Raw genomic sequence first — 19763 nt, 5'->3', positions numbered from 1 at the left:
GTCCTAGACGGTGGCGCGCAAATCGCACCGCCGGGACGACGGTCGTCGCGAGAAGAAGAAGCTTCGTAGCCGACGGCACAATCCCGACGGCACTATGACCCTTCGGGATCACCTGTACGAACTGAAGCACCGGTTGGGCCTGGCGTTGCTCGCCCTTCTCGTCGGCTGCATCCTCGGGTTCCTGTGGTTCCAGTGGCGGGTCGGCCCGATCCCTTCACTCGGCAGCCTCATGACGGGTCCCTACTGCGAGCTGCCGTCCCCACCCCGCGTGGAGCTGGAGCCGGGCAAGTGCCAGCTGCTCCAGACCCAGCCGTTCGAGGCGTTCCTCGTCCAGTTCAAGGTGGGTCTGGCCGCTGGTGCGGTCTTCACCAGCCCGCTCTGGCTCTACCAGATCTGGGCGTTCATCACTCCCGGCCTGTACGACAACGAGCGCAGGTTCACCCGCATCTTCGTGGTGCTTGCCTCGTTCCTGTTCCTCTGCGGCGCGCTCCTGGCCTACTACGTGGTCCCCAAGGGCCTCCAGGTGCTGGTCAGCTTCGGTGGTGACCAGTTCGCGACGACACTGGTGGCCAACGAGTACATCTCGTTCGTCCTGGTGATGCTGATGATCTTCGGCGTCAGCTTCGAGCTGCCGCTGGTGGTCACCATGCTGAACCGGATCGGCGTGCTGCCGTACCGCAACCTCAAGACCTGGCGACGCGGCATCATCTTCACGCTGTTCGTGTTCGCGGCGATCGCGACGCCCGGCACCGACCCGATCGGCATGCTCGCACTCGCCTGCGCCATGACGATCCTGTTCGAGCTCGCCGTGCAGATCGCCAGGGTCCACGACCGCAAGAAGGACCGTGAGGCCGTCGAGCAGGGCTGGGGCGACCCCGAGGACTACGACCTGCCGCCCACCAAGGCCGACAAGGTCGGCACCGACGACGTGACCTGACATGCGGGCCGCCATGGTCGTGCACCCCGCGTCCGGGCTCGGCCGGGCGGGACGCATCGCCGGTAAGGTCGCCGACCGGCTGCGGACCGTCGTCGACGAGCTGGTCACGGTCGAGGCCAACACGGTCGCCGACTCGCACCGCCTCATGCACCAGGCCCGGGACGCCGGCCTCGACCTGCTGGTCGTGGTCGGCGGTGACGGGTCGGCCCACCAGGGCGTCCAGTTCTGCGCCGACACCGGCACCGCGCTGGCCATCGTCCCGGCGGGCACCGGCAACGACCTCGCCCGCACCCTCGCAGGCGCGCCAGAGGACCCGCTGAAGGCGACGGACAACCTGGTCAGGGCCATCAAGGACGGCGAACAGACCGCCATCGACCTCGGGCGGGTCGACGGCGGGCCCTGGTTCGCCGGTGTCCTGTGCGCAGGGTTCGACTCGGCGGTCAACGAACGCGCCAACCGGATGCGCTGGCCGTCCGGCCCTCGTCGTTACGACCTGGCGATCCTCGCCGAGCTGGCGAGGTTGCGGGCCGCCGCGCTCACCGTCGAGGTGGACGGCGAGCGCACCGAGCTGGACGCCACCCAGATCGCCGTCGGCAACATCCCGTTCTACGGCGGCGGCATCCCCATCTGCCCGGCCGCCGACCCGGCCGACGGGCTGTTCGACGTCACACTCGTCCGCGCGGCCGGTCGCCTCGACCTGGTGAGAATGCTGCCCGGCCTGCGCACCGGCAAGCACGTCCACCACCCGATGGTCACCACGTCGCGGACCGCGAAGATCCGCATCGGCGAGGCCAACGGCTGGGTCGCCTACGCCGACGGGGAACGCATCGGACCGCTTCCGGTCGAGGTGACCTGTGTCCCGAACGCGTTGAAGGTGGTCGGCCGGACCGCGTGACCGACAGCGCATGTGACAACCTGGAGAACGTGGCTGCCAGCCCTTCTCCAGCATCCGAGCCCGCTTCCGGGCCATCGCCCGCCGACTCCTACACGGCCGCCCGCAGGCGGGCCAGCTATCCCAGGCTGACCGAGTTCACCTCGGCGCTGTCGTTCACGCTCGACCCGTTCCAGGAACAGGCGTGCGCGGCGCTCGAGGACGGGCACGGGGTGCTCGTGTGCGCGCCGACCGGCGCGGGCAAGACCGTGGTCGGCGAGTTCGCCGTGCACCTCGCGCTGGCCGAGGGCCAGAAGTGCTTCTACACGACCCCCATCAAGGCGCTGTCGAACCAGAAGTACGCCGACCTGGTCGAACGCCACGGCGCCAAGTCGGTCGGGCTGCTCACCGGCGACACGTCGGTCAACGGCAGCGCGCCGATCGTCGTCATGACGACCGAGGTCCTCCGCAACATGCTGTACGCGGGCTCGTCGACACTCGACGGGCTCGGCTACGTGGTCATGGACGAGGTGCACTACCTCGCCGACCGGTTCCGCGGCGCGGTGTGGGAGGAGGTCATCCTGCACCTGTCCGAGTCGGTGCGGCTGATCAGCCTTTCCGCCACCGTCAGCAACGCGGAGGAGTTCGGCGACTGGCTCGTCGAGGTCCGCGGCGACACGACGGTCGTCGTCGACGAGCACCGGCCCGTGCCGCTGTGGCAGCACATGATGGTGAACAACCGCATGCTCGACCTGTTCACCGGCGAGGGCCCGGACGGCGAGCCGCGCATCAACCCCGAACTGCTGCGCCGCACCGAGAACGAGAGCCGCCACCAGGTCGCCTGGGGCCCGCGCAACGGCCGCGGCCGTCGCTCCGGTGCGCCACGCGGCCCCCGCTTCCGGCCACCGTCCAGGGTCGACGTGATCACCCGCCTCGACGCGGCCGGCCTGCTGCCCGCGATCGTGTTCGTGTTCAGCCGGATCGGCTGCGAGGCCGCCGTCTCCCAGTGCGCGCGTTCCGGTCTGCGGATGAACACCGAGGCGGAGGTCGCGGAGATCCGGCGGATCGTCGACGCCCGCACCAAGGACCTCAACGACGCCGACCTGCGCGTCCTCGGTTACTGGGAGTGGCGCGAGGCGCTCGAACGCGGGTTCGCGAGCCACCACGCCGGGCTGCTGCCCGCGTTCAAGGAGACCGTCGAGGAGCTGTTCGTCCGCGGCCTGGTGAAGGTGGTGTTCGCGACCGAGACCCTCGCGCTCGGCATCAACATGCCTGCCCGCACGGTCGTGCTGGAACGGCTCGTCAAGTACAACGGTGAGGCACACGTCGAGCTGACGCCGGGGGAGTACACGCAGCTCACCGGACGTGCGGGCCGCCGGGGCATCGACGTGGAGGGCCACGCGGTGGTCATCTGGCAGCCCGGCGTCGACCCGCGGCAGGTCGGCGGGCTCGCCTCCACCCGCACCTACCCGCTGCGCTCGTCGTTCCGGCCCGCGTACAACATGGCGGTCAACCTCGTCGACCGGCTCGGCGCCACGGCGGCACGCGAGATGCTCGAGCAGTCGTTCGCGCAGTTCCAGGCCGACCGCGGCGTCGTCGGGCTCGCCAAGCGGATCGAACGCAACCGCGAGGCGCTCGCCGGCTACCAGGAGTCGATGACCTGCCACCTCGGTGACTTCACCGAGTACGCGGAACTGCGTGCGCGGCTGAACGAGCGCGAGAAGGCGTTGTCCCGCAAGAACTCCGCTGCCCGGCGTGCTGAGGCGGCCCGGTCGCTGGAGTCGCTGCGCAAGGGCGACGTGATCGCGGTGCCCTCCGGCCGTCGCGCCGGGCTCGCGATCGTCGTCGACCCGGGGCTGGACCCGACCGGCGACGCCCGCCCTCTGGTGCTCACCGAGGACCGCTGGGCTGGCCGGTTGTCCGTGGCCGACTTCCCGACACCGGTCGAGGCGCTCGGCCGCGTGAAGCTGCCCAAGCAGGTCGACCTGCGTTCGCCCCGGTCGCGCAGGGACCTCGCGTCCACGCTGCGCAACACGGGCATCGAGGCGCCCGGCCGGAGCAAGCGCCGCGGTGGCGGCACCGACGACGACGGTGAGCTCGCGGCACTGCGCAGAGCGCTGCGCAACCACCCGTGCCACGGCTGTGGCGACCGCGAGGCACACGCGCGGTGGGCGGAGCGGCACCGGCGACTCACCGCGGAAACGCAGGCGCTGGAACAGAAAGTGGCCGCGCAGACCCACTCGCTGGCCCGCTCGTTCGACCGCATTCGCAGGCTGCTGACCGAACGCGGCTACCTGGCGGGGGAGGACACGGTCACCGACGACGGCAGGCGGCTCGCGCGGCTGTACAGCGAGTCGGACCTGCTGGCCGCGGAATGCCTGCGGCACGGCGTGTGGGACCGGCTGCCGCCACCGGAGCTGGCGGCGGTCGTGTCGTCGCTGGTGTACGAGGCGCGCAGGGACGGGCCGAGCGAGGCCCGCGTCCCGGAGGGCCTCGTCACGGACGCGTTGGCGGAGACCGCGCGGCTGTGGGCGTCGCTGGAGGCCGACGAGCGGCGGCACAAGCTGGACCGCACCCGCCAGCCGGACGCGGGCTTCGCGTGGACGGTGTACCGGTGGGCGCGCGGCGAGACCCTCGAACGTGTGATGACCGCGGCGGAGTCGGCGGGCAGCGAGTTCTCCGCGGGCGACTTCGTGCGGTGGTGCCGCCAGGTGATCGACCTGCTGGATCAGTTGCGGGACGTGGTCGGCTCGGACGCCCCCGTCGGTGCCGCCGCGAAGGAGGCCGTGAAGGCGATGCGGCGCGGTGTCGTGGCGCTCGGGACGGCATGAGTGGGGCTTTCGGAGCGGATCGCGGGCCGTGACTGGTCCACGAGTGTTCGATTTCGCGTGGCGGACCACACGCCCCGCCCACGTCCCGCTATGGTTTGATCGCGCCCTGGCACGACCTCGATTTCGCGGAGGCGAACAATGACCAGCCCTTACGGGCCGCCCGGTGGGAACGACCCGCAGCAGCAGTGGGGACAGCAACCCTACGGCGGTGGTCCCACGCCCGGCACACCGTCCGGTGGGATGCCCGCGCAGGGTGGTTACCCCCAGCAGCCTGGTCAGCAGCAGCCGTACGGGGGTTACGGCCAGCAGCCGCAACAGCCCCAGCCGACGCAGCAGTACGGTCAGCCGCAGTACGGGCAGCAGCCCCAGTACGGCCAGCAGCCGTCCGGGGAGTTCCAGAACCCGTACCAGAACCCGTACCAGCAGCAACCGCCCAAGAAGGGCGGCGGCGCCTGGATCTGGATCACCATGGTGGTCGTGGTGCTGGCGGCCGCGGCGTTCCTGGTGCTCGGCCTGGTCACGCCGGGCTTCCTGAACACCAAGGTGCTCGACCAGGCCGCGCTGGAGGGTGACGACGGCGTCAAGAAGGTACTCGTCGACGAGTACAAGGTCGAGAACGTGGAGTCGGTGAGCTGTCCGGCTGACCAGGAGGTCAAGCAGGGCAACAAGTTCGAGTGCACGGTGCAGATCGGCGGTGACGAGGCCAAGGAGGTCAAGGTCACCATCACGATCACCAACGAGGAGAACGCCGAGTACCAGGTGTCCCTCCCCGAGTAGGACTTCGCGGAAGCCCCGGCCGGGTGGCAGGTTGCTGTCACCCGGGCCGGGGCTTCTCCGTACACTCAAGGGGACAAATCCGGCACCCCCTTGTACAGATGAGGAACTTCGTGCGCCTTCGCCTCACCCTTGCGGTGGTCCCCGTGCTCGTCCTGGCCGGCTGTGCCGAACTGCCCGAGGTCGACGTGGTCGATGTGCCCGACGTCCCGACGCTGGAGAGCCTCAGCGAGGGTGCGCTGGAGGGCGCGGACGGCGTCGCGAAGGTGCTCGAGGAGCAGTACCACCTGACCGATGTCGGCAGCGTCGACTGCCCGCCGAACGTGTCACTGAGCTTCGAGAAGGGCGCGACATTCGACTGCACGGTCGTCATCGCGGGCGAGGAGCGCACGGTCGAGGTGAGCGTCCTCAACGCGGAGGGCGGCATCCAGGTCAGCGAGCCGAGGTAGCCGGACCGCAAATCCGGTCGCGTTCCGGGCGTCCGGTAGGCATCATCGGGCCGTGACCCAGACTCTGTCGCCCACCGGGCTCGCCTTCCGCACCGTGCCGGAGGACCGGCTGCGCGGCGCTCACGACCTGTTCCTCGCCGCGCTGCACGAGAAGCCCGGTTCCGACGAGTCGTGGGACGTGATGCGGCAGGCCTACGTGGCCGACCGGACGTTCGGCGCCTTCGACGGCGATCGCCAGGTCGGCACGGCGGTCTCGTTCCCCGCCGACCTCACCGTGCCCGGCGGCGAGATGCTGCCGATGGCCGGTGTCACCTATGTCGGCGTGCGCACCGACTACCGCCGCCGGGGTGCGCTCACCGGGATGATGCGTGCCCAGCTCGAGGACGCCGAGGAGCGCGGCGAGGTGTTCGCCGCGCTGCACGCGTCGGAACCGGTGATCTACGGCCGCTTCGGCTACGGCGTCGCCACCATCGCGCGTGACATCAAGGTGAACTCGAAGCGTGCGCGGCTGCGGGACGACGTGCCGGTCGCCGGCACCGTGCGGCTGCTCGACGGCGACGAGGTGGTGCCTGCGTGCAGCGCCGCCTATCCGGCGCTGCAACGCACCCGCGCCGGCCTCATGGGCCGCTCGGAACAGTGGTGGGCGCTGAGCTACCACCGCCGCATCAAGACCGACCACCTGCTGGTGGCCGCGCACTTCTCGGCGGCGGGGGACATCGACGGCTGGGTCTCCTACAAGCCCGCGCAGGCCACCTCCGGCGACGTGCGCGCCAACGCGACCCTCTACGTCCTCGACTTCCAGGCCGCCGACCAGGGGGTCGCCAACGACCTGTGGCGCCACCTCGTCGGTGTCGACCTGATCGAGGACGTCATGGCCTACTTCCGGCCGCTTGACGACCCGATCGAGGCGATGCTCGTCGACGCCTACGCGGTCCGCAGCGAGTCCGAGGGTGAGCTGTGGTTGCGCGTCGTGGACGTGCCCGCCGCGCTCGCCGCCCGCACCTACGGCATCGCCGAGCCGGTGGTCGTCGAGGTCGTCGACTCGTTGCTGCCCGGCAACTCCGGCCGGTACCGCGTCAGCCCACAGGGGATGGAGCGGACGACGGACCAGCCCGCGCTCACCATGGCCGCCGACGCGCTCGCCATGGTGTACCTCGGCACGTGGCGGCCCAGCGTGCTGGCGGCCACCGGCCGGATCGCCGTCGCCGACCCGGCCGCGCTGCCCGCTGCCGACCGCCTGTTCGCGGTCGACCAGCCCGCGTGGAACGGTTCGCTCTTCTAGCGCCCCGCGCCGGAGATCCGGCACATGGTTCCGCCCAGCTTCCCGTCGGCCGCGTTGCCGATCCACCCGGGTACAACCCGGTACGAGGGAGGGCCTGCGCCTTGCCGGTTGCGCACCGCGTTTCGAGCGCGGGCCGCGTTGACGGCACAACGAGTGCCGTGAATGGGCCTTTCAGGGCGCTCAGCGCCCTGAACGCGCCTTTCAGGGCATTGCCACGCCCGTCAACGCGCCTTTCACAGCACCAGCCCGGGTGCTACGCGCCCCGGGCCCGCGAAGCGGGGCCTCTGCCTGCGCAGCCCTGACGGTGGCGTAAGCCCACCCGAAAGGGGCTCCCTGCCATCCCGTCGACCTGGCAGGCAGACCCGAACCCAACCGCAGCCAACCCACCCTCCGCCACCCCGAGACCTGCCCGTCCGGCGAGGACAAACCCACAACGCGAACCGAAACCGAGCCGGTCCGACGCGACCAGCACACGACGACCACCCACTCACACCGACTTCACGGAATCAATCATCTAGGCGGCGAACCGGTCGGCCCGTTCCTGCCCGGACAGCTCGCCGATCGCGAGCATGACCTCGTCGGTGACCGCGCGGCGGGCACGGGCCGACTTCGGGTCGCCGGTGAACGTCAGCGGCGACCCGAACCGGACGGTCACCCGGTGCGGGCGGGGCAGCCGTTTGCCGACCGGCTGCAGGCGTTCGGTGCCTTCGAGAGCGACCGGTACCACGGGCGCGCCGGTCGTGAGCGCGAGCCACGCGACGCCGGTGCGGCCGCGGTACAGCTTGCCGTCCAGCGACCGCGTGCCCTCCGGGTAGATGCCGAACACGTTGCCGCCGTCGAGAACCCCGCGGGCGGTGTCGAGCGCGGCCTGTGCGGCGCGGTGGCTGCCGCGGCTGACCGGCACCGACCCGGCGGCGGTGAAGAACCAGCGCACGAGCCGCCCGCGCAGCCCCCGGCCGGTGAAGTACTCGTTCTTGGCGAGGAACGTGACCCGGCGCGGCGCGGCGAGCCGGATGACGACGCTGTCGATGAACGACAGGTGGTTGCTGGCAAGGATGACCGCGCCGGTCCCCGGCAGGTGCTCGCGGCCCTGGGTCCGGATCAGGGGCATGTCACGACCTGCCCCGCCCAGGAGAGGCCACCGCCGAACCCGAACAGCAGTGCCTTCGCGCCGGGCTCGATCTCGCTGCGTGCCAACAGCTTCGACAGTGCGATCGGGATCGACGCGGCGGAGGTGTTGCCGGACTCGACGACGTCGGTGGCCACCAGCACGTCCGGCACGTCGAGCGCCGCGGCGATCGACTCGATGATCCGCAGGTTCGCCTGGTGGGTGACGATCGCGCCGAGCTCGCGCGGCGCGACGCCCGCCCGCTCACAGGTCTGCCGCGCCAGCGGGGCCAGAGCCGTTGTGGCCCAGCGGAAAACGGTCTGACCGTCCTGCGCGAACCTCGGGTGCCAGTCACCGAGGATGCGGACCGCGTCGCGAAGCGCTGGGTCCGAGCCCCAGACGACCGGGCCGACGTGCTCCCGCTCGTCGGCAGACAGGACCGCGGCACCGGCGCCGTCGCCGAGCAGCACGCACGTCGACCGGTCGGTCCAGTCGGTGATGTCGCTCATCTTCTCCGCGCCGATCACCAGGGCGTGCCTGGCGGCGCCCGCACGGATGGCGTGGTCGGCGGTGGCGAGGACGGTGCTGAACCCGGCGCACGCGTTGTTCACGTCGAACGCCGCGGCGGCCGGGATGCCGAGCCGTCCTGCGACCTGCGCCGCGGTGCTCGGGCACCGGTCGATCGCCGTGCAGGTGGCGACCTGCACCAGCCCGATGTCCTCGGGGGCCACGCCGGCCGCGGCCAGCGCCTTGCCAGCCGCCGCGGTGGCGAGGTCGGCGACCGACTCCTCGCGCGCGACGTGGCGGGCCGCGATCCCGGTCCGCCTGCGGATCCACTCGTCGCTGGTGTCGACGTTCCTGGCGAGGTCGTCGTTGGTGACGACGTGGTCGGGCTGGTGGTGGCCCATCGCGGCGATGCGGGATCCCAGCACAGGTGCTCCTTTAGCGTCCGAACGTTCGGTCGCCAAATGCTACTGTGTCGGCCATGAGTCCGCGACGGTCAGTGGCCGAGGCGCGCCAGACGAGGGCTGACATCCTGGCTTGCGGGATGCGCCTGGCATCTGTGGAAGGGCTTGAAGGTCTGACGATCGGCCGCCTCGCGGCCGAGCTGGGGATGAGCAAGTCAGGTGTGTTGGGACACTTCGGTGCCAAGGAGGAGCTGCAGCTCGCGGTGATCGACGCGGCGGCGGAGGTCTTCGCCCGGGAGGTGGCGGAGCCCGCCGGCACCGCGGTGCCCGGCCTGCGGAAGCTGACCGCGTTGTGCGCGGCGTGGGTCTCCTACCTGGAACGCCGCGTGTTCCCCGGCGGCTGCTTCTTCACGGCCGCGGCGGCCGAGTTCGACGACCGTCCCGGCCGCGTGCGCGACACCATCGCTGGCCTCGTCTCGGTGTGGGACCGCGACCTGTACCGCCAGGTCCGCACCGCGACGGCCGACGGCGACCTGCCCGCCGACACCGACGCAGACCAGTTGGTGTTCGAGGTGTCGAGCGTGATGCTCGGCCTGAACAACGCGCTCCAGCTGCGGCGCGACACCACCGCACCGGCACGGGCCCGGCGGGCGCTGGGGCGCTTGCTCGGCACCCCGGTGCTGATGGTGGCACTGCTGGCGGCCCTGTGCCAGGCCCGCCTTCGGCTGGGCTGAACGCGGTTTGCCGGTAGCGTGGTACACGGGGGCCGGAGGCCTGCCCCCGTGTACCGTGGCCGCGTGGTCAAGCGTGTGCTCGTCGCCGTCTTCGTGGCCGCGCTCGCGACAGCGTGCGGCCCGCGCGAGGACGAGCCGGACCTTTCGCGCTTCGCCGCCGTCAGCCCGGCAGGGCGGCAAGCAGCCGGTCGATAGCGGCGCCCAGGTCCCACTTCTCCTGCAGCTCACGTACCCGGTGGAGGTCGCGCGGCACGGCTGGCACCCGGTCGTCCCGGTCCTGCACCACGTCCGCGTCCAGCGCCACCCGCACCACCAGCGGTGCCGCGGCCACGTAGTCCGCCGCGTCCGTCAAGGCCGACCGCACGCGCAGCGCCACGTCACTGGGCTCCGCGGCGGCGGCCGCCAGCAGACCCTCCAGCGACCCGTACTTGACCATCAGCTTCGCCGCGGTCTTCTCACCGATGCCCGCCACACCGGGCAGCCCGTCCGAGGGATCCCCGCGCAGCAGAGCCATGTCCGCGTACGCGATGCCGGTGTTCTCCGCCGGCAGGCCGTACTTCTCCGCCAGCTCCCGAGGGCCGATGACCTCCGCCTTCGCCCAGCCGCGGCCGACGTACACGACGCTGGCGGGGGTCGGTTCGTGGCGGACGACCTGGAACAGGTCGCGGTCGCCGGTGATCACCTCGACCGGGTCGGCCGTCTCGCGGTGGGCCAGGGTGCCGATCACGTCGTCGGCCTCGTACCCGTCGGCCTCCGCGACGGCGAAACCGAACGCGTCCAGCACGTCGAGGATGATCGGCACCTGCGGCGTCAGCGTGTCCGGCACCTCCTCGACGTTGTTCGCCGGATCCGCGACGCGGTGGGTTTTGTACGTCGGCAGCGCGTTCACCCGGAAGGCCGGGCGCCAGTCCGCGTCCATGCAGGCGACGAGCCGCGACGGCTTCCGCTCGGTCAGGATGCGCGCGATCGTGTCGGTGAAGCCGCGCACGGCGTTCACGACCGTGCCGTCCGGCGCGGTCATCGAGTCGGGCAGCGCGTAGTAGGACCGGAAGTACAGGCTTGCCGAGTCCAGCAGTACGAGTGGGCCAGTCACGGTGCCAGCCTGCCATGTCCGTGCCAGGAGGCAGAACCACGTGCGTGCGTGTCGCGATGCTCGGTCCGCTCGGTGTGCGGGTCGTCCTGCCCGCGCCGTCGGGCCCGGGATGCCGAGCACGCTGCCGGTGCGTGCCGCGAGGTCGACGCCGCGAGCGCCGTTGTCCCCGACGATGCGCGCGGTCCCTGACACGGGCTGAGATCTGCCCGACCCGCGCCGCGATACGCCGGACACCCGGTGCGCCAGCCCGTTTCACCGCCCGAGGACTAGGCTTTCCGCCATGTCGACCACCGTCTCCGCGATCAACCCAACGGCTTTGTCGAAGCGGCTCGACCGGGCGGCCGCCGCGGCCGCGAGCGCAGGGGTGGACGCCCTGCTCATGGCGCCCGGCTCGGACCTGCGGTACCTCCTCGGCGCGGGGGGCGGCTCGTTCGAGCGCCTCACCTGTCTCGTGGTCCCCGCCGAGGGCTCGCCGACGCTCGTGGTGCCGAAGCTGGAGGCACCCGGCTACGCCAAGGCGCCGATCGGTGAGCTGGGGATCGACCTGGCGACCTGGGTCGACGGCGAGGACCCGTACGGGCTCGTCGCGTCGGTGCTCGGCAAGCCGGCGAAGGTCGCGGTGGGTGACGTGATGGTCGCGCTGCACGTGCTGGGGCTGCGGGCCGCGCTGCCGGCCGTGGAGCAGGTGCTGGCCGGGCCGATCGTGCGTGAGCTGCGGATGCGCAAGGACGCCGAGGAGATCGCCGCGTTGCGGGCGGCCGGTGCCGCGATCGACCGGGTGCACGCCCGCATGGGCGAGTTCCTGCGAGTCGGCCGAACCGAGTCGGCGGTCGGCGCGGACATCGCGGCCGCGGTCGTCGAGGAGGGGCACGCGGTCGCCGAGTTCGTGATCGTTGGCTCCGGCCCGAACGGCGCGAGCCCACACCACAGCCTGTCCGAGCGCGTGATCGAGGCGGGCGACGTGGTGGTGATCGACATCGGCGGCCCGCTGCCGGAGGGCTACTGCTCGGACAGCACCCGCACCTACGTGATGGGCGAGCCACGCGATCCGGACGTACCGGCGACCTACGCGGTGCTTCAGGAGGCGCAGCAGACCGCGGTCGACGCGGTCCGCCCCGGCATCCGGGCAGCGGACGTCGACGCGGCCGCCCGTGACGTGATCGCGGCCGCCGGGTTCGGCGAGTTCTTCATCCACCGCACCGGTCACGGCATCGGCCTCGACGTGCACGAGCACCCGTACATCGTGGGCGGCAACGACATGCTGCTCGAGCCGGGCATGGCGTTCTCCGTCGAGCCCGGCATCTACCAGCCGGGGCGGTGGGGCGCGCGCATCGAGGACATCGTGGTGGTCACCGAGGGCGGCGTCGAGCCGCTCAACACCCGTCCGCACGACCTCGTGTCGCTGCCCACCCGATGACCGCGTCGGAGATGGAGCCGATCGACCAGGCGATCGCGCGCGAGCTGGCCGAGGACGGCCGGTGCAGCTTCACCGACCTGGCCGAGCGGGTCGGGCTGTCGGTGTCCGCCGTGCACCAGCGGGTGCGGCGGCTCGAGCAACGCGGCGTGATCCGCGGGTACCACGCACAGCTCAACTCCGAGGTCATCGGACTGTCGCTGACCGCGTTCATCTCGCTGACCCCGATCGACCCGGCCGCGCCGGACGACTACCCCTCCCGGCTCGAGCACATCCGCGAGATCGAGGCCTGCTACTCGGTGGCCGGCGACGAGTCGTACATCCTGCTGGTCCGGGTAGCTTCCCCTGCCGCGCTCGAGGACCTGCTGCGGCAGATCCGCGAGGCCGCGAAGGTGTCCACCCGGACCACGGTCGTGCTGTCGACCCCGTACGAGGGCCGCTCGCCCGCCCTCTAGGTCAGCGCACCGCCACCAGGACATGGTCGTCGCCGAACTGCCACACCGGGCCTGCCTCGGCGAACCCGGCCTGCCGCAGCAGCTCGGCGTGCTGCCACACGGTGAGCCCGTTCTCGCCGCTGTGCGCGATCGAGGCGTTCGACCGGGCGTCGACCAGCGGGGCCAGTTCGTCGTCGGTGCGCAGTGCCTGCCACCACGTTCCCCAGTCCTCGTTGTCGTGTGTGCCGGCCCGGCGGGCGCGCGCGTCGCGGACCGCGTCGGCGATGCCGTTCAGCGCGGCCTGGCCGAGCCCCATGTTGTCGGCGTTGACGAACACGCCACCGGGCCGCAGGTTCCGCGCGAGGACGCGGTACAGCTGACCCAGGTCCCCGGGCGAGAGCCAGTGCAGCGCCGTGCTCGACACCGCCGCGTCCCACGGCCCGGGCAGGCCGGTCGCGTCGGTCCAGCCGGGGTCCGCGAGGTCGGCCTCGACCAGCCGCACGCGCGGGTTCGTGTTCGCCCGGCCGAGACCCAGCAGCAACGGGTCGGCGTCCACCCCGACCACCTGGACCCGCGGCAGCGCGTCGGCGAGCCGCTGCGACAGCGAGCCGGGTCCGCAACCGAGGTCCACCACCGTGGCCTGCCCGTCGCCCGCCGCGGTTCTGACCACGTCGATCACGACTCGGAAGCGCTCCTCGCGGTCCGGGACGTAGCGTTCCTGCTGCGCGTCCCACCGCTGGAGCCACCGGGTCGCGGTCGTCTTCTGCATCTCGAGCCTCCATAACTGGCATTAAGCTAGACGACAGTGACGCTAATCGGACGGGAGTAACTGGTCAAGTGGAATTCGACAGTCACACAAGCGACGTGGTCGAGTACGCGGTCACGTTGATCAACAACGTGACTCCCGGTGAGCGGCACGGCCGTCCGTTCCACGCACCGGAGGGCACGGCGCTCACGGCGGGGGTGCGGGACGCGCTCCCACCCGCCCGTACCCCTGACTTGCCGACCCCGTCGGACGCGGCGGAGCTGGCCGCGTGGGCAGACAGGCTGCGGCACGTGGTGGAGTTGGTCGACCGCGGCGACATCGACGCCGCGTGCACGGAGCTGAACGCGATCATGCGGGCCGCGAACGCGGTCCCCACGCTGGCCCGGCACGACGGCGAGCCGTGGCACCTGCACTTCCACAGCGTGGCCGCGGCGTGGGCGGTGAGCTGGGCGGCCTCCATGGCGACCGCACTCGCGATCGTGCTCGGCAACGCGGCCGTCGACCGGCTCGGGCTGTGCAACGCGCCTGCCTGCGACCGGGTCTACGTCGACGTCTCGCGTAACGGCACCCGCCGGTTCTGTTCCACCGCGTGCCAGAACCGGGTCAAGGCGGCCGCCTTCCGCGCCCGGAAGGCCGCGACGACGTAGTTGTCGATTTCTCCTCCGCCCGATCGCCGGGCAGGTGTGGGTGTCGTGGGGACACCCGGAGGAGGAGAAGACATGCGGAAGCTGACGGCGATGTCGTTCGTGTCCCTCGACGGCGTGATGCAGGGCCCGGGCGGTCCCGACGAGGACCGCACGCAGGGCTTCGAGCACGGCGGCTGGGCCGTGCCGCACTTCGACCAGGACACGCTCGACCTGATCTCGGCGCTGACCAGTCGGGGCGGCGCACTGCTGCTCGGCCGCCGCACCTACGAGATCTTCGCCGCGACCTGGCCGCTGGCCGAGGCGGACGACCCGATCGGCGCGAAACTCAACGGCATGCCGAAGTACGTGGCCTCCCGCACACTCGACGCCGTGACGTGGCCGAACTCGACGCTGCTGACCGGCGACGTGCCCGAGGCGGTCCGCGAGCTCAAGCGCGCGGAAGGAGACGAGATCCAGGTCCACGGCAGCCCCGGACTGCTCCAGACGCTGCTCGCGCACGACCTCGTCGACGAGTTCCGCGTGTTCACGTTCCCCGTGCTGGTCGGCTCCGGCACCCGGCTGTTCGGCGAGGGCACCGGACCCGGCAGGCTCCGGCTGACCGGCGTCACGAGCTTCGGGGGCGGGGTCGTCGCAGGCACGTACGCGCGGGACGGCAAGCTCGAATACGGCGCCATGGGGCCGGAAACAGGGAACTGGTGAGGACGATGCCGCAGTATGCGATCCTGATCTACGAGAAGGAACTGCCCGGCGGGGTGGCCGACATCCCGCCGGACGTGATGGCGGCGAACATCGCGGCGGGGGAGAAGATCGCCGCGATGGGCGTGCGGGTGCTGCACGAGCACGGCTGCGCACCCGCCGCGACCGCGCGCACCATCCACAAGGGAGGGATGGTCACCGATGGCCCGTTCCTGGAGACCAAGGAAGTCATCGCCGGGTTCTTCGTGATCGAGGCGGCGGACCTGGACCAGGCACTCGCCGTCGGCAGGCTGCTGCCGGTCATGGACGGTGCGGTCGAGGTGCGGCCGCTGGTCCAGTGACGCGGTACCGGTGACCGACGTCCGGGCAGCGCTGGTGGCGGCGCACCGTCGCGAGTGGACGGCGGTGCTCGCCGCGACGGTGCGCGTCACCCGTGACCTCGACCTGGCGGAGGAGTGCGTGCAGGACGCGTACGCCGCCGCCGTGCGGGAGTGGGCACGGGACGGGGTACCGGCACGGCCGGGTGCCTGGCTCACCACCGCCGCCCGGCACAACGCGCTCGACGCGCTGCGCAGGGAGCGGACCCTGCGGTCGAAGCTCCACCTCCTCGTCGAGCAAACCGCCGAACCGGCACCGGACGACTCACTGCGGCTGGTGTTCCTGTGCTGCCACCCGGCGCTCGCGGTCGAGTCGCAAGTCGCGCTGACGCTGCGGCTCGCGTGTGGGGTGGCGACACCGGACGTCGCGGCCGCGTTCCTGGTCCCCGAACCCACGATGGCGGCCAGGATCACCCGCGCCAAGAAGAAGATCGCCGCGGCGGGGATCCCGTTCCGGCTGCCCGCCGCGACCGCGCTGCCCGACCGGCTCGACGCGGTGCTGACCGTGCTGCACCTGCTGTTCACCACCGGCCACACCGCGCCCGCGGGCCCGGCGCTGACCAGGGACGACCTGGCGCGGCACGCGGTGCGCCTGGCTCGCATGCTGCGTGCGCTGATGCCCGGTGAGCGTGAGGTGCGTGGCCTGCTCGCGTTGCTGCTCGCCAACCACGCACGCCGCGCGACCAGGCAGAGCCGGGACGGGCGGCTGCTCCGGCTGTCCGAACAGGACCGCACGCGGTGGGACCGGGACGCGATCGAGGAGGCCGACGCACTCGTGGTCGGCGCCCTGCGGGGCGGGAGGCCGGGGCGGTTCGCGCTGCAGGCCGCCATCGCGGCACTGCACGCGACCGCACCGTCCTATGCCGACACCGACTGGCCGCAGATCCTCGTCCTGTACGACGAACTACTGCGGGTGTGGCCCTCACCTGTGGTGGCGCTCAACCGCGCCGTCGCGGTTGCCGAGGTCGACGGGCCATCGGCCGCCCTGGCCGAGGTGGAGTCACTCGACCAGGGCGGCCTGCTCACCGGGTACCGCTATCTGCCCGCGGTGAAGGCCGACCTGCTCCGCAGGCTGGGCCTGCCCGCCGACGCCGCCTACGAGGAGGCCGTCGCGTTGGCGGGCAACGATGCCGAGCGGGCGTTCCTCACCGGACAGCGCGCAGGAAGTCCGCCAGGCCCTTCAAGTCATCCGTATTGATGTGGTCGACGTCCGCCGCCACCAGCTCGCGCCAGATGGCGTCCCGCTCCGGGCCTGCCACGTCCGGGGTGGCCCAGAACCGCACCCGCTGCCCCGCGCGGTGCGCGGTCCGCACGATCTCGCGCAGCTCCGCCTTCTCGTCGGCGGGCATCGGACCCGCGCCGGTCCACGAGAACAGGTTCGTCCAGTTGTCCGACACCAGCGGCGTCAGGCGCGCGTCGTCGCCGGGGCCGAGGTCTGCCTGGTTGGCGATACGACCGTCGTAGAACGCGACGCGGGTCCGCTGCGCTTCCATCGTGGCGCGCGGCCGGTTGCCGGACACCACCGCCGTGACCGCGCGGGTCCGGACATGGCCGTACCGGTAGGCGGTCCACAGGAACGCGTAGCGCGGCTCGCGCAGCAACGCGTCGAGCGCGGCGTAGGTCGACTCGCCCTCGGTCTTGATGTCGATCAGCAGCTGGAAGTCGCGGTGACCCCGGTAGACGCCGCCGTGGTTGCGGATCACCCGCTCCCGCAACGGTTCCAGGTACAGCGCGGCCAGCGTCCGCGCCGGGTCGAGGTCCTCCGGGTCGTGCGCGACGAGCAGCTCGCCGCCGACGAGGTAGATGTCGGCCTCGACGCTCGTGAAGCCCTCGCCGAGCGCGTCGAGCAGGGGCCGGTCGTGCTCGTAGTCGTTGTGCGCGTGGGCCTGCGCGAGCGGGCGGACCCGGTCGTGGGTGGGAGTCGCGGTCGCGGGCACCGCGCCGGCGACGAGGCCGAGAACGGCCAGCAGGAGGAGCAGGGGACGCCGCACGGGACAACCTCCAGAGGTCTCAGGTGGCCGCCACGGTAGGGCACCGCGGCGAACCACGGGTGAACCACCGATGATCGTCGCCCGGCATGATCGGGACCATGGCCGACACACAACTGACCGGGCGCACCGTCCTGGTGACCGGGGGAGCGGGCGGGATCGGCGCGGCCATCAGCCGCGCGTTCGCCGCCGAGGGCGCGCGCGTCGTCATCCATCACCTCGCCGGGGCGCCCGCCGCGCCCGAGGGCGTCACCTGGGAGCACACGCTGCCCCGTGGCGCCGAGACACTCGCGGCTGAGCTGGGTGGCGTCGCCGTCAGCGCGGACCTGTCCGCACCGGATGCCGCCAGCCGCCTGTTCGACGCGGCCGGCCCGGTGGACGTGCTGGTCAACAACGCGGCGTCCTGCGAGAGCCCGAACAGCGTCGACACCCTCACCCACGAAAGCCTCGACCGCGTCAACGCCGTCGCTCCGGGGACCGGTGCAGACCGGGTGGATGACCGGCGAGCTGGTCGAACAGGTCCGGCTGGCCGTACCGCTCGGCAGGCCGGGCGAGCCGTCGGACATCGCCGACGCGGTGGTGTTCCTGGCCTCGCACCAGGCCAGGTGGATCACCGGGCAGGTACTCCAGGTCGCGGGCGGGCACGCACGCACTGTGAAGTGGCTTGGCGTACGGCCCCGTCATCAGGCACGACCCCACACCCACGCGGCCGCGCGAGACGGGGCGGGGCCGATGCCGTGAAAGGCGCGTTCACGGCACAACCGGTGCCGTCAATGGCACATTGACGGCGTTGAGCGCCGTGAACGGCCCATTGACGGCATCCCGAATGCCGTGAACGCGCCTTTCACGGCACCAAAGCCAGGGCGCTACGCGTCCCGGGCCCGCGAAGCGGGCCCCCGCGCAGCAAGCCCGGCACAACGGACCCGCGAAGCGGGGCCCAGCCCACGCACCCTGACGGTGGCGTAAGCCCACCCCATAGGGGCTCCCTGCCATCCCGTCGACCTGGCAACGCCCGATCACACCGTGTCAAGGGGGGCCAAAACGGCCGAATCACAACACGCTGAAATCGGCCCCCCTTGGCGCGGTGTGATAGCCCGTAGGGAGGTCGACGGGATGGCAGGCAGACCCGCCCAAACCGCAGCCCGACAACCCCTCCGCCACCCCCGAGACCTGCCCGTCCGGCGAGGACAAACCCCCACCCGACCGAAACCGAACCGGGCGCCCACTCACACCAACTTCACGGAATCAATCATCTAGTCGGGGCTGGTCGCCGCGTGCAGTTCGCCGTCTTTATCGGGCAGGCACGCTGCCGCCCGGTCCGTCGAGGTGAGGAACTCGGCGAGGCACTGACCGAACTGCCGGTGCCCGTTCGCGTTGGGGTGGAAGGACTCCTGCAGCGCGTGGTTGGCGCGCTCGTCGTGATCGAGCTTGTACCAGTCGACGGCGAGGCGGCGGAACCACTCGCGGTCCGGGTCGCGTTCGGACGTGCACGCCTCCCGGCCGACCCCGGCCCGTGACAGGTCGAGGAACCGGGCGTCCGCGTTGCGCGCCGCCGTGCGTATCCCCGCGGTGAGCGCGGGCACGGCCCTCTCCTCCACCCACCGCAGGTCCTGCGACAGGAGCGGACAACCGGACAGGTCCTGCAGGTCGCGGTCGATGTCCGGGCTGACCGGCGCCGCGTACGACTGGACGACCAGCTCGTAGTCGGTACTCGCGTAACCGGAGTTGTGCATCACGACCCTGATGTCCCGCAACGCTTTCGTCAGCTTGGGGACCATCCGGTCGACCCGCTGTTCCCACTCCGGGCCGACCACCTCGCTGCATGGCCGGCCCTGGACGGCCCATGCCCGTACGCACGAGTCGAGCACGTGTGAGAACGACGGGTCGTCGTTGGCGCCGGACGCGACCACCACCGCCGTGACCTGGTTGAGGGTGGCGATCCGCGCGAGCTGCCTTGACTGTGAGATCTCCGTGTACTGCTCGACGTCGCCGAGCCCGACCTGCGCGGACGGCGCACCGGAACACGCGAGGTTGTACGCCTTGTCCACGCCGGGCACCCGCACCTGGAAGATCGAGGCGTGGGGGGAGCGGTGGCACCAGTTGCCCTTCTCCCCGTCGGTGCCGCGCTCGTAGTCGCCCGCGCCCTCGCCGGAAATGGTGCTGTCCCCCATGGCGACGATCACGCTCGGCGCGTCCTCCGGTGGTCCCGGCGTCCGTTCCGGAGCGGGGAACCGGTGGTCACCGGTCAACCCGAAGGTGGCCATGACGAGGACGAGGAAGAGAACAAGCCATCCCGAGGGTCGCATCGAGCCACAGTCTAGGCAACGACACGACGACGACCGGACTGGTCCGCCTCCCCGTGATCAAAGTGTTGGGCGCGCGGTCCACCGAGGCGGCGTCGGTCAGCGCGACGGCGGCCGACCCCTGGTCACCCGGGGCCGGCCGCCGTCGTGG

Annotated in this window: 21 protein-coding genes and 1 pseudogene; 15 read left to right on the top strand and 7 right to left on the bottom strand. The window is 71.5% G+C overall.

Translation table 11 applies throughout. The features are described from left to right. Positions 1 to 10: 10 nt before the first annotated feature. The 6 genes from tatC (at position 11) to ACFPCV_RS03205 (ending at position 7144) form a co-directional block, all read left to right on the top strand. Positions 11 to 937 carry a twin-arginine translocase subunit TatC gene (gene tatC / locus ACFPCV_RS03230; RefSeq protein WP_378054272.1) on the top strand — a complete coding sequence of 309 codons (927 nt, stop codon included), beginning with the start codon at positions 11 to 13 and terminating at the stop codon, positions 935 to 937. Position 938: 1 nt separating this feature from the next. Next, positions 939 to 1832: a diacylglycerol/lipid kinase family protein gene (locus tag ACFPCV_RS03225; protein WP_378054270.1), complete on the top strand. Its 894-nt coding sequence runs from the start codon at positions 939 to 941 to the stop codon at positions 1830 to 1832. Between the two features lie 29 nt (positions 1833 to 1861). Beyond that, on the top strand, positions 1862 to 4639 hold the full coding sequence (locus tag ACFPCV_RS03220) for a DEAD/DEAH box helicase (RefSeq protein ID WP_378055017.1): 2778 nt from the start codon (positions 1862 to 1864) through the stop codon (positions 4637 to 4639). Positions 4640 to 4777: 138 nt separating this feature from the next. Next, entirely contained in the window at positions 4778 to 5416 is a 639-nt protein-coding gene (locus ACFPCV_RS03215; RefSeq protein WP_378054268.1) for a DUF4333 domain-containing protein, read from the top strand. Between the two features lie 98 nt (positions 5417 to 5514). Next, the gene (locus ACFPCV_RS03210) at positions 5515 to 5862 is read left to right on the top strand and encodes a DUF4333 domain-containing protein (protein WP_378054266.1); all 348 of its coding nucleotides are present in this window, start codon (positions 5515 to 5517) and stop codon (positions 5860 to 5862) included. Between the two features lie 52 nt (positions 5863 to 5914). Continuing rightward, on the top strand, positions 5915 to 7144 hold the full coding sequence (locus tag ACFPCV_RS03205; RefSeq protein ID WP_378054264.1) for a GNAT family N-acetyltransferase: 1230 nt from the start codon (positions 5915 to 5917) through the stop codon (positions 7142 to 7144). Positions 7145 to 7658: 514 nt separating this feature from the next. Here ACFPCV_RS03205 and ACFPCV_RS03200 read toward each other — a convergent pair. Both ACFPCV_RS03200 and ACFPCV_RS03195 read right to left on the bottom strand, forming a co-directional pair. Next, on the bottom strand, positions 7659 to 8255 hold the full coding sequence (locus ACFPCV_RS03200) for a lysophospholipid acyltransferase family protein (protein ID WP_378054262.1): 597 nt from the start codon (positions 8253 to 8255) through the stop codon (positions 7659 to 7661). Continuing rightward, positions 8246 to 9184, bottom strand: a complete 939-nt coding sequence (locus ACFPCV_RS03195; protein ID WP_378054260.1) for a beta-ketoacyl-ACP synthase III — start codon at positions 9182 to 9184, stop codon at positions 8246 to 8248. Before ACFPCV_RS03195 ends, ACFPCV_RS03200 begins: the two co-directional genes overlap by 10 nt. Before the next feature lie 53 nt (positions 9185 to 9237). Between ACFPCV_RS03195 and ACFPCV_RS03190 the strand changes: the two genes are divergently transcribed. Then, on the top strand, positions 9238 to 9894 hold the full coding sequence (locus ACFPCV_RS03190) for a TetR/AcrR family transcriptional regulator (protein ID WP_378054258.1): 657 nt from the start codon (positions 9238 to 9240) through the stop codon (positions 9892 to 9894). Positions 9895 to 10054: 160 nt separating this feature from the next. Here ACFPCV_RS03190 and ACFPCV_RS03185 read toward each other — a convergent pair whose 3' ends face one another. Continuing rightward, on the bottom strand, positions 10055 to 10987 hold the full coding sequence (locus ACFPCV_RS03185; RefSeq protein WP_378054256.1) for a 5'-3' exonuclease: 933 nt from the start codon (positions 10985 to 10987) through the stop codon (positions 10055 to 10057). A gap of 280 nt (positions 10988 to 11267) precedes the next feature. Here ACFPCV_RS03185 and ACFPCV_RS03180 point away from each other — a divergent pair, with 280 nt between their 5' ends. Next, positions 11268 to 12404 carry a M24 family metallopeptidase gene (locus ACFPCV_RS03180; RefSeq protein ID WP_378054254.1) on the top strand — a complete coding sequence of 379 codons (1137 nt, stop codon included), beginning with the start codon at positions 11268 to 11270 and terminating at the stop codon, positions 12402 to 12404. Further along, the gene (locus ACFPCV_RS03175; protein ID WP_378054252.1) at positions 12401 to 12856 is read left to right on the top strand and encodes an Lrp/AsnC family transcriptional regulator; all 456 of its coding nucleotides are present in this window, start codon (positions 12401 to 12403) and stop codon (positions 12854 to 12856) included. Before ACFPCV_RS03180 ends, ACFPCV_RS03175 begins: the two co-directional genes overlap by 4 nt. Before the next feature lies 1 nt (position 12857). Here the strand turns inward: ACFPCV_RS03175 and ACFPCV_RS03170 are convergent, their stop codons facing one another. Beyond that, entirely contained in the window at positions 12858 to 13604 is a 747-nt protein-coding gene (locus tag ACFPCV_RS03170) for a methyltransferase domain-containing protein (protein WP_378054250.1), read from the bottom strand. A gap of 95 nt (positions 13605 to 13699) precedes the next feature. Here ACFPCV_RS03170 and ACFPCV_RS03165 point away from each other — a divergent pair, with 95 nt between their 5' ends. The 4 genes from ACFPCV_RS03165 (at position 13700) to ACFPCV_RS03150 (ending at position 16519) form a co-directional block, all read left to right on the top strand. Further along, positions 13700 to 14248: a CGNR zinc finger domain-containing protein gene (locus tag ACFPCV_RS03165; protein WP_378054248.1), complete on the top strand. Its 549-nt coding sequence runs from the start codon at positions 13700 to 13702 to the stop codon at positions 14246 to 14248. Positions 14249 to 14320: 72 nt separating this feature from the next. Next, on the top strand, positions 14321 to 14947 hold the full coding sequence (locus ACFPCV_RS03160) for a dihydrofolate reductase family protein (protein WP_378054246.1): 627 nt from the start codon (positions 14321 to 14323) through the stop codon (positions 14945 to 14947). A 5-nt stretch (positions 14948 to 14952) separates the two neighbouring features. Next, positions 14953 to 15285, top strand: coding sequence for a YciI family protein (locus ACFPCV_RS03155; RefSeq protein WP_378054244.1), 333 nt, complete (start codon positions 14953 to 14955; stop codon positions 15283 to 15285). Between the two features lie 10 nt (positions 15286 to 15295). Then, a complete protein-coding gene (locus ACFPCV_RS03150; protein ID WP_378054242.1) occupies positions 15296 to 16519 on the top strand; it encodes an RNA polymerase sigma factor in 1224 nt (407 codons plus the stop codon). On the opposite strand, the gene ACFPCV_RS03145 is transcribed toward ACFPCV_RS03150, so the two are convergent. Both ACFPCV_RS03145 and ACFPCV_RS03140 read right to left on the bottom strand, forming a co-directional pair. Beyond that, positions 16467 to 17312 (bottom strand): phosphatidylinositol-specific phospholipase C/glycerophosphodiester phosphodiesterase family protein, encoded by an 846-nt coding sequence (locus ACFPCV_RS03145; RefSeq protein WP_378054240.1) that lies wholly within the window; start codon positions 17310 to 17312, stop codon positions 16467 to 16469. The genes ACFPCV_RS03150 and ACFPCV_RS03145 overlap by 53 nt on opposite strands. Before the next feature lie 19 nt (positions 17313 to 17331). Then, positions 17332 to 17520: a hypothetical protein gene (locus ACFPCV_RS03140; protein WP_378054238.1), complete on the bottom strand. Its 189-nt coding sequence runs from the start codon at positions 17518 to 17520 to the stop codon at positions 17332 to 17334. Here ACFPCV_RS03140 and ACFPCV_RS03135 point away from each other — a divergent pair. Continuing rightward, a pseudogene (locus ACFPCV_RS03135) lies at positions 17447 to 17716 on the top strand (SDR family NAD(P)-dependent oxidoreductase); the annotation flags it as partial. The gene ACFPCV_RS03140 and the pseudogene ACFPCV_RS03135 overlap by 74 nt on opposite strands. Before the next feature lie 88 nt (positions 17717 to 17804). Then, positions 17805 to 18050: an SDR family oxidoreductase gene (locus tag ACFPCV_RS03130; protein ID WP_378054236.1), complete on the top strand. Its 246-nt coding sequence runs from the start codon at positions 17805 to 17807 to the stop codon at positions 18048 to 18050. Between the two features lie 512 nt (positions 18051 to 18562). Here the strand turns inward: ACFPCV_RS03130 and ACFPCV_RS03125 are convergent. Further along, complete coding sequence (locus ACFPCV_RS03125; RefSeq protein WP_378054234.1) at positions 18563 to 19615, bottom strand: GDSL-type esterase/lipase family protein; 1053 nt, start codon at positions 19613 to 19615, stop codon at positions 18563 to 18565. Between the last annotated feature and the right edge of the window lie 148 nt (positions 19616 to 19763).

Source organism: Actinophytocola glycyrrhizae (genome assembly GCF_042653545.1).
Lineage (GTDB): Bacteria > Actinomycetota > Actinomycetes > Mycobacteriales > Pseudonocardiaceae > Actinophytocola > Actinophytocola glycyrrhizae.
Note: the sequence above shows the minus strand (reverse complement) of the source record. Positions and strands in the feature narration are given on the sequence as shown.

Coding starts and splice junctions, on each gene's coding strand:
- ACFPCV_RS03225 (WP_378054270.1), top strand. CDS start 939: ATGCGGGCCGCCATGGTCGTGCACCCCGCGTCCGGGCTCGGCCGGGCG.
- ACFPCV_RS03215 (WP_378054268.1), top strand. CDS start 4,778: ATGACCAGCCCTTACGGGCCGCCCGGTGGGAACGACCCGCAGCAGCAG.
- ACFPCV_RS03210 (WP_378054266.1), top strand. CDS start 5,515: ATGAGGAACTTCGTGCGCCTTCGCCTCACCCTTGCGGTGGTCCCCGTG.
- ACFPCV_RS03200 (WP_378054262.1), bottom strand. CDS start 8,255: ATGCCCCTGATCCGGACCCAGGGCCGCGAGCACCTGCCGGGGACCGGC.
- ACFPCV_RS03190 (WP_378054258.1), top strand. CDS start 9,238: ATGAGTCCGCGACGGTCAGTGGCCGAGGCGCGCCAGACGAGGGCTGAC.
- ACFPCV_RS03180 (WP_378054254.1), top strand. CDS start 11,268: ATGTCGACCACCGTCTCCGCGATCAACCCAACGGCTTTGTCGAAGCGG.
- ACFPCV_RS03175 (WP_378054252.1), top strand. CDS start 12,401: ATGACCGCGTCGGAGATGGAGCCGATCGACCAGGCGATCGCGCGCGAG.
- ACFPCV_RS03170 (WP_378054250.1), bottom strand. CDS start 13,604: ATGCAGAAGACGACCGCGACCCGGTGGCTCCAGCGGTGGGACGCGCAG.
- ACFPCV_RS03160 (WP_378054246.1), top strand. CDS start 14,321: ATGCGGAAGCTGACGGCGATGTCGTTCGTGTCCCTCGACGGCGTGATG.
- ACFPCV_RS03155 (WP_378054244.1), top strand. CDS start 14,953: ATGCCGCAGTATGCGATCCTGATCTACGAGAAGGAACTGCCCGGCGGG.
- ACFPCV_RS03140 (WP_378054238.1), bottom strand. CDS start 17,520: ATGACGACGCGCGCGCCCTCGGCGGCGAACGCGCGGCTGATGGCCGCG.
- ACFPCV_RS03130 (WP_378054236.1), top strand. CDS start 17,805: ATGACCGGCGAGCTGGTCGAACAGGTCCGGCTGGCCGTACCGCTCGGC.
- ACFPCV_RS03125 (WP_378054234.1), bottom strand. CDS start 19,615: ATGCGACCCTCGGGATGGCTTGTTCTCTTCCTCGTCCTCGTCATGGCC.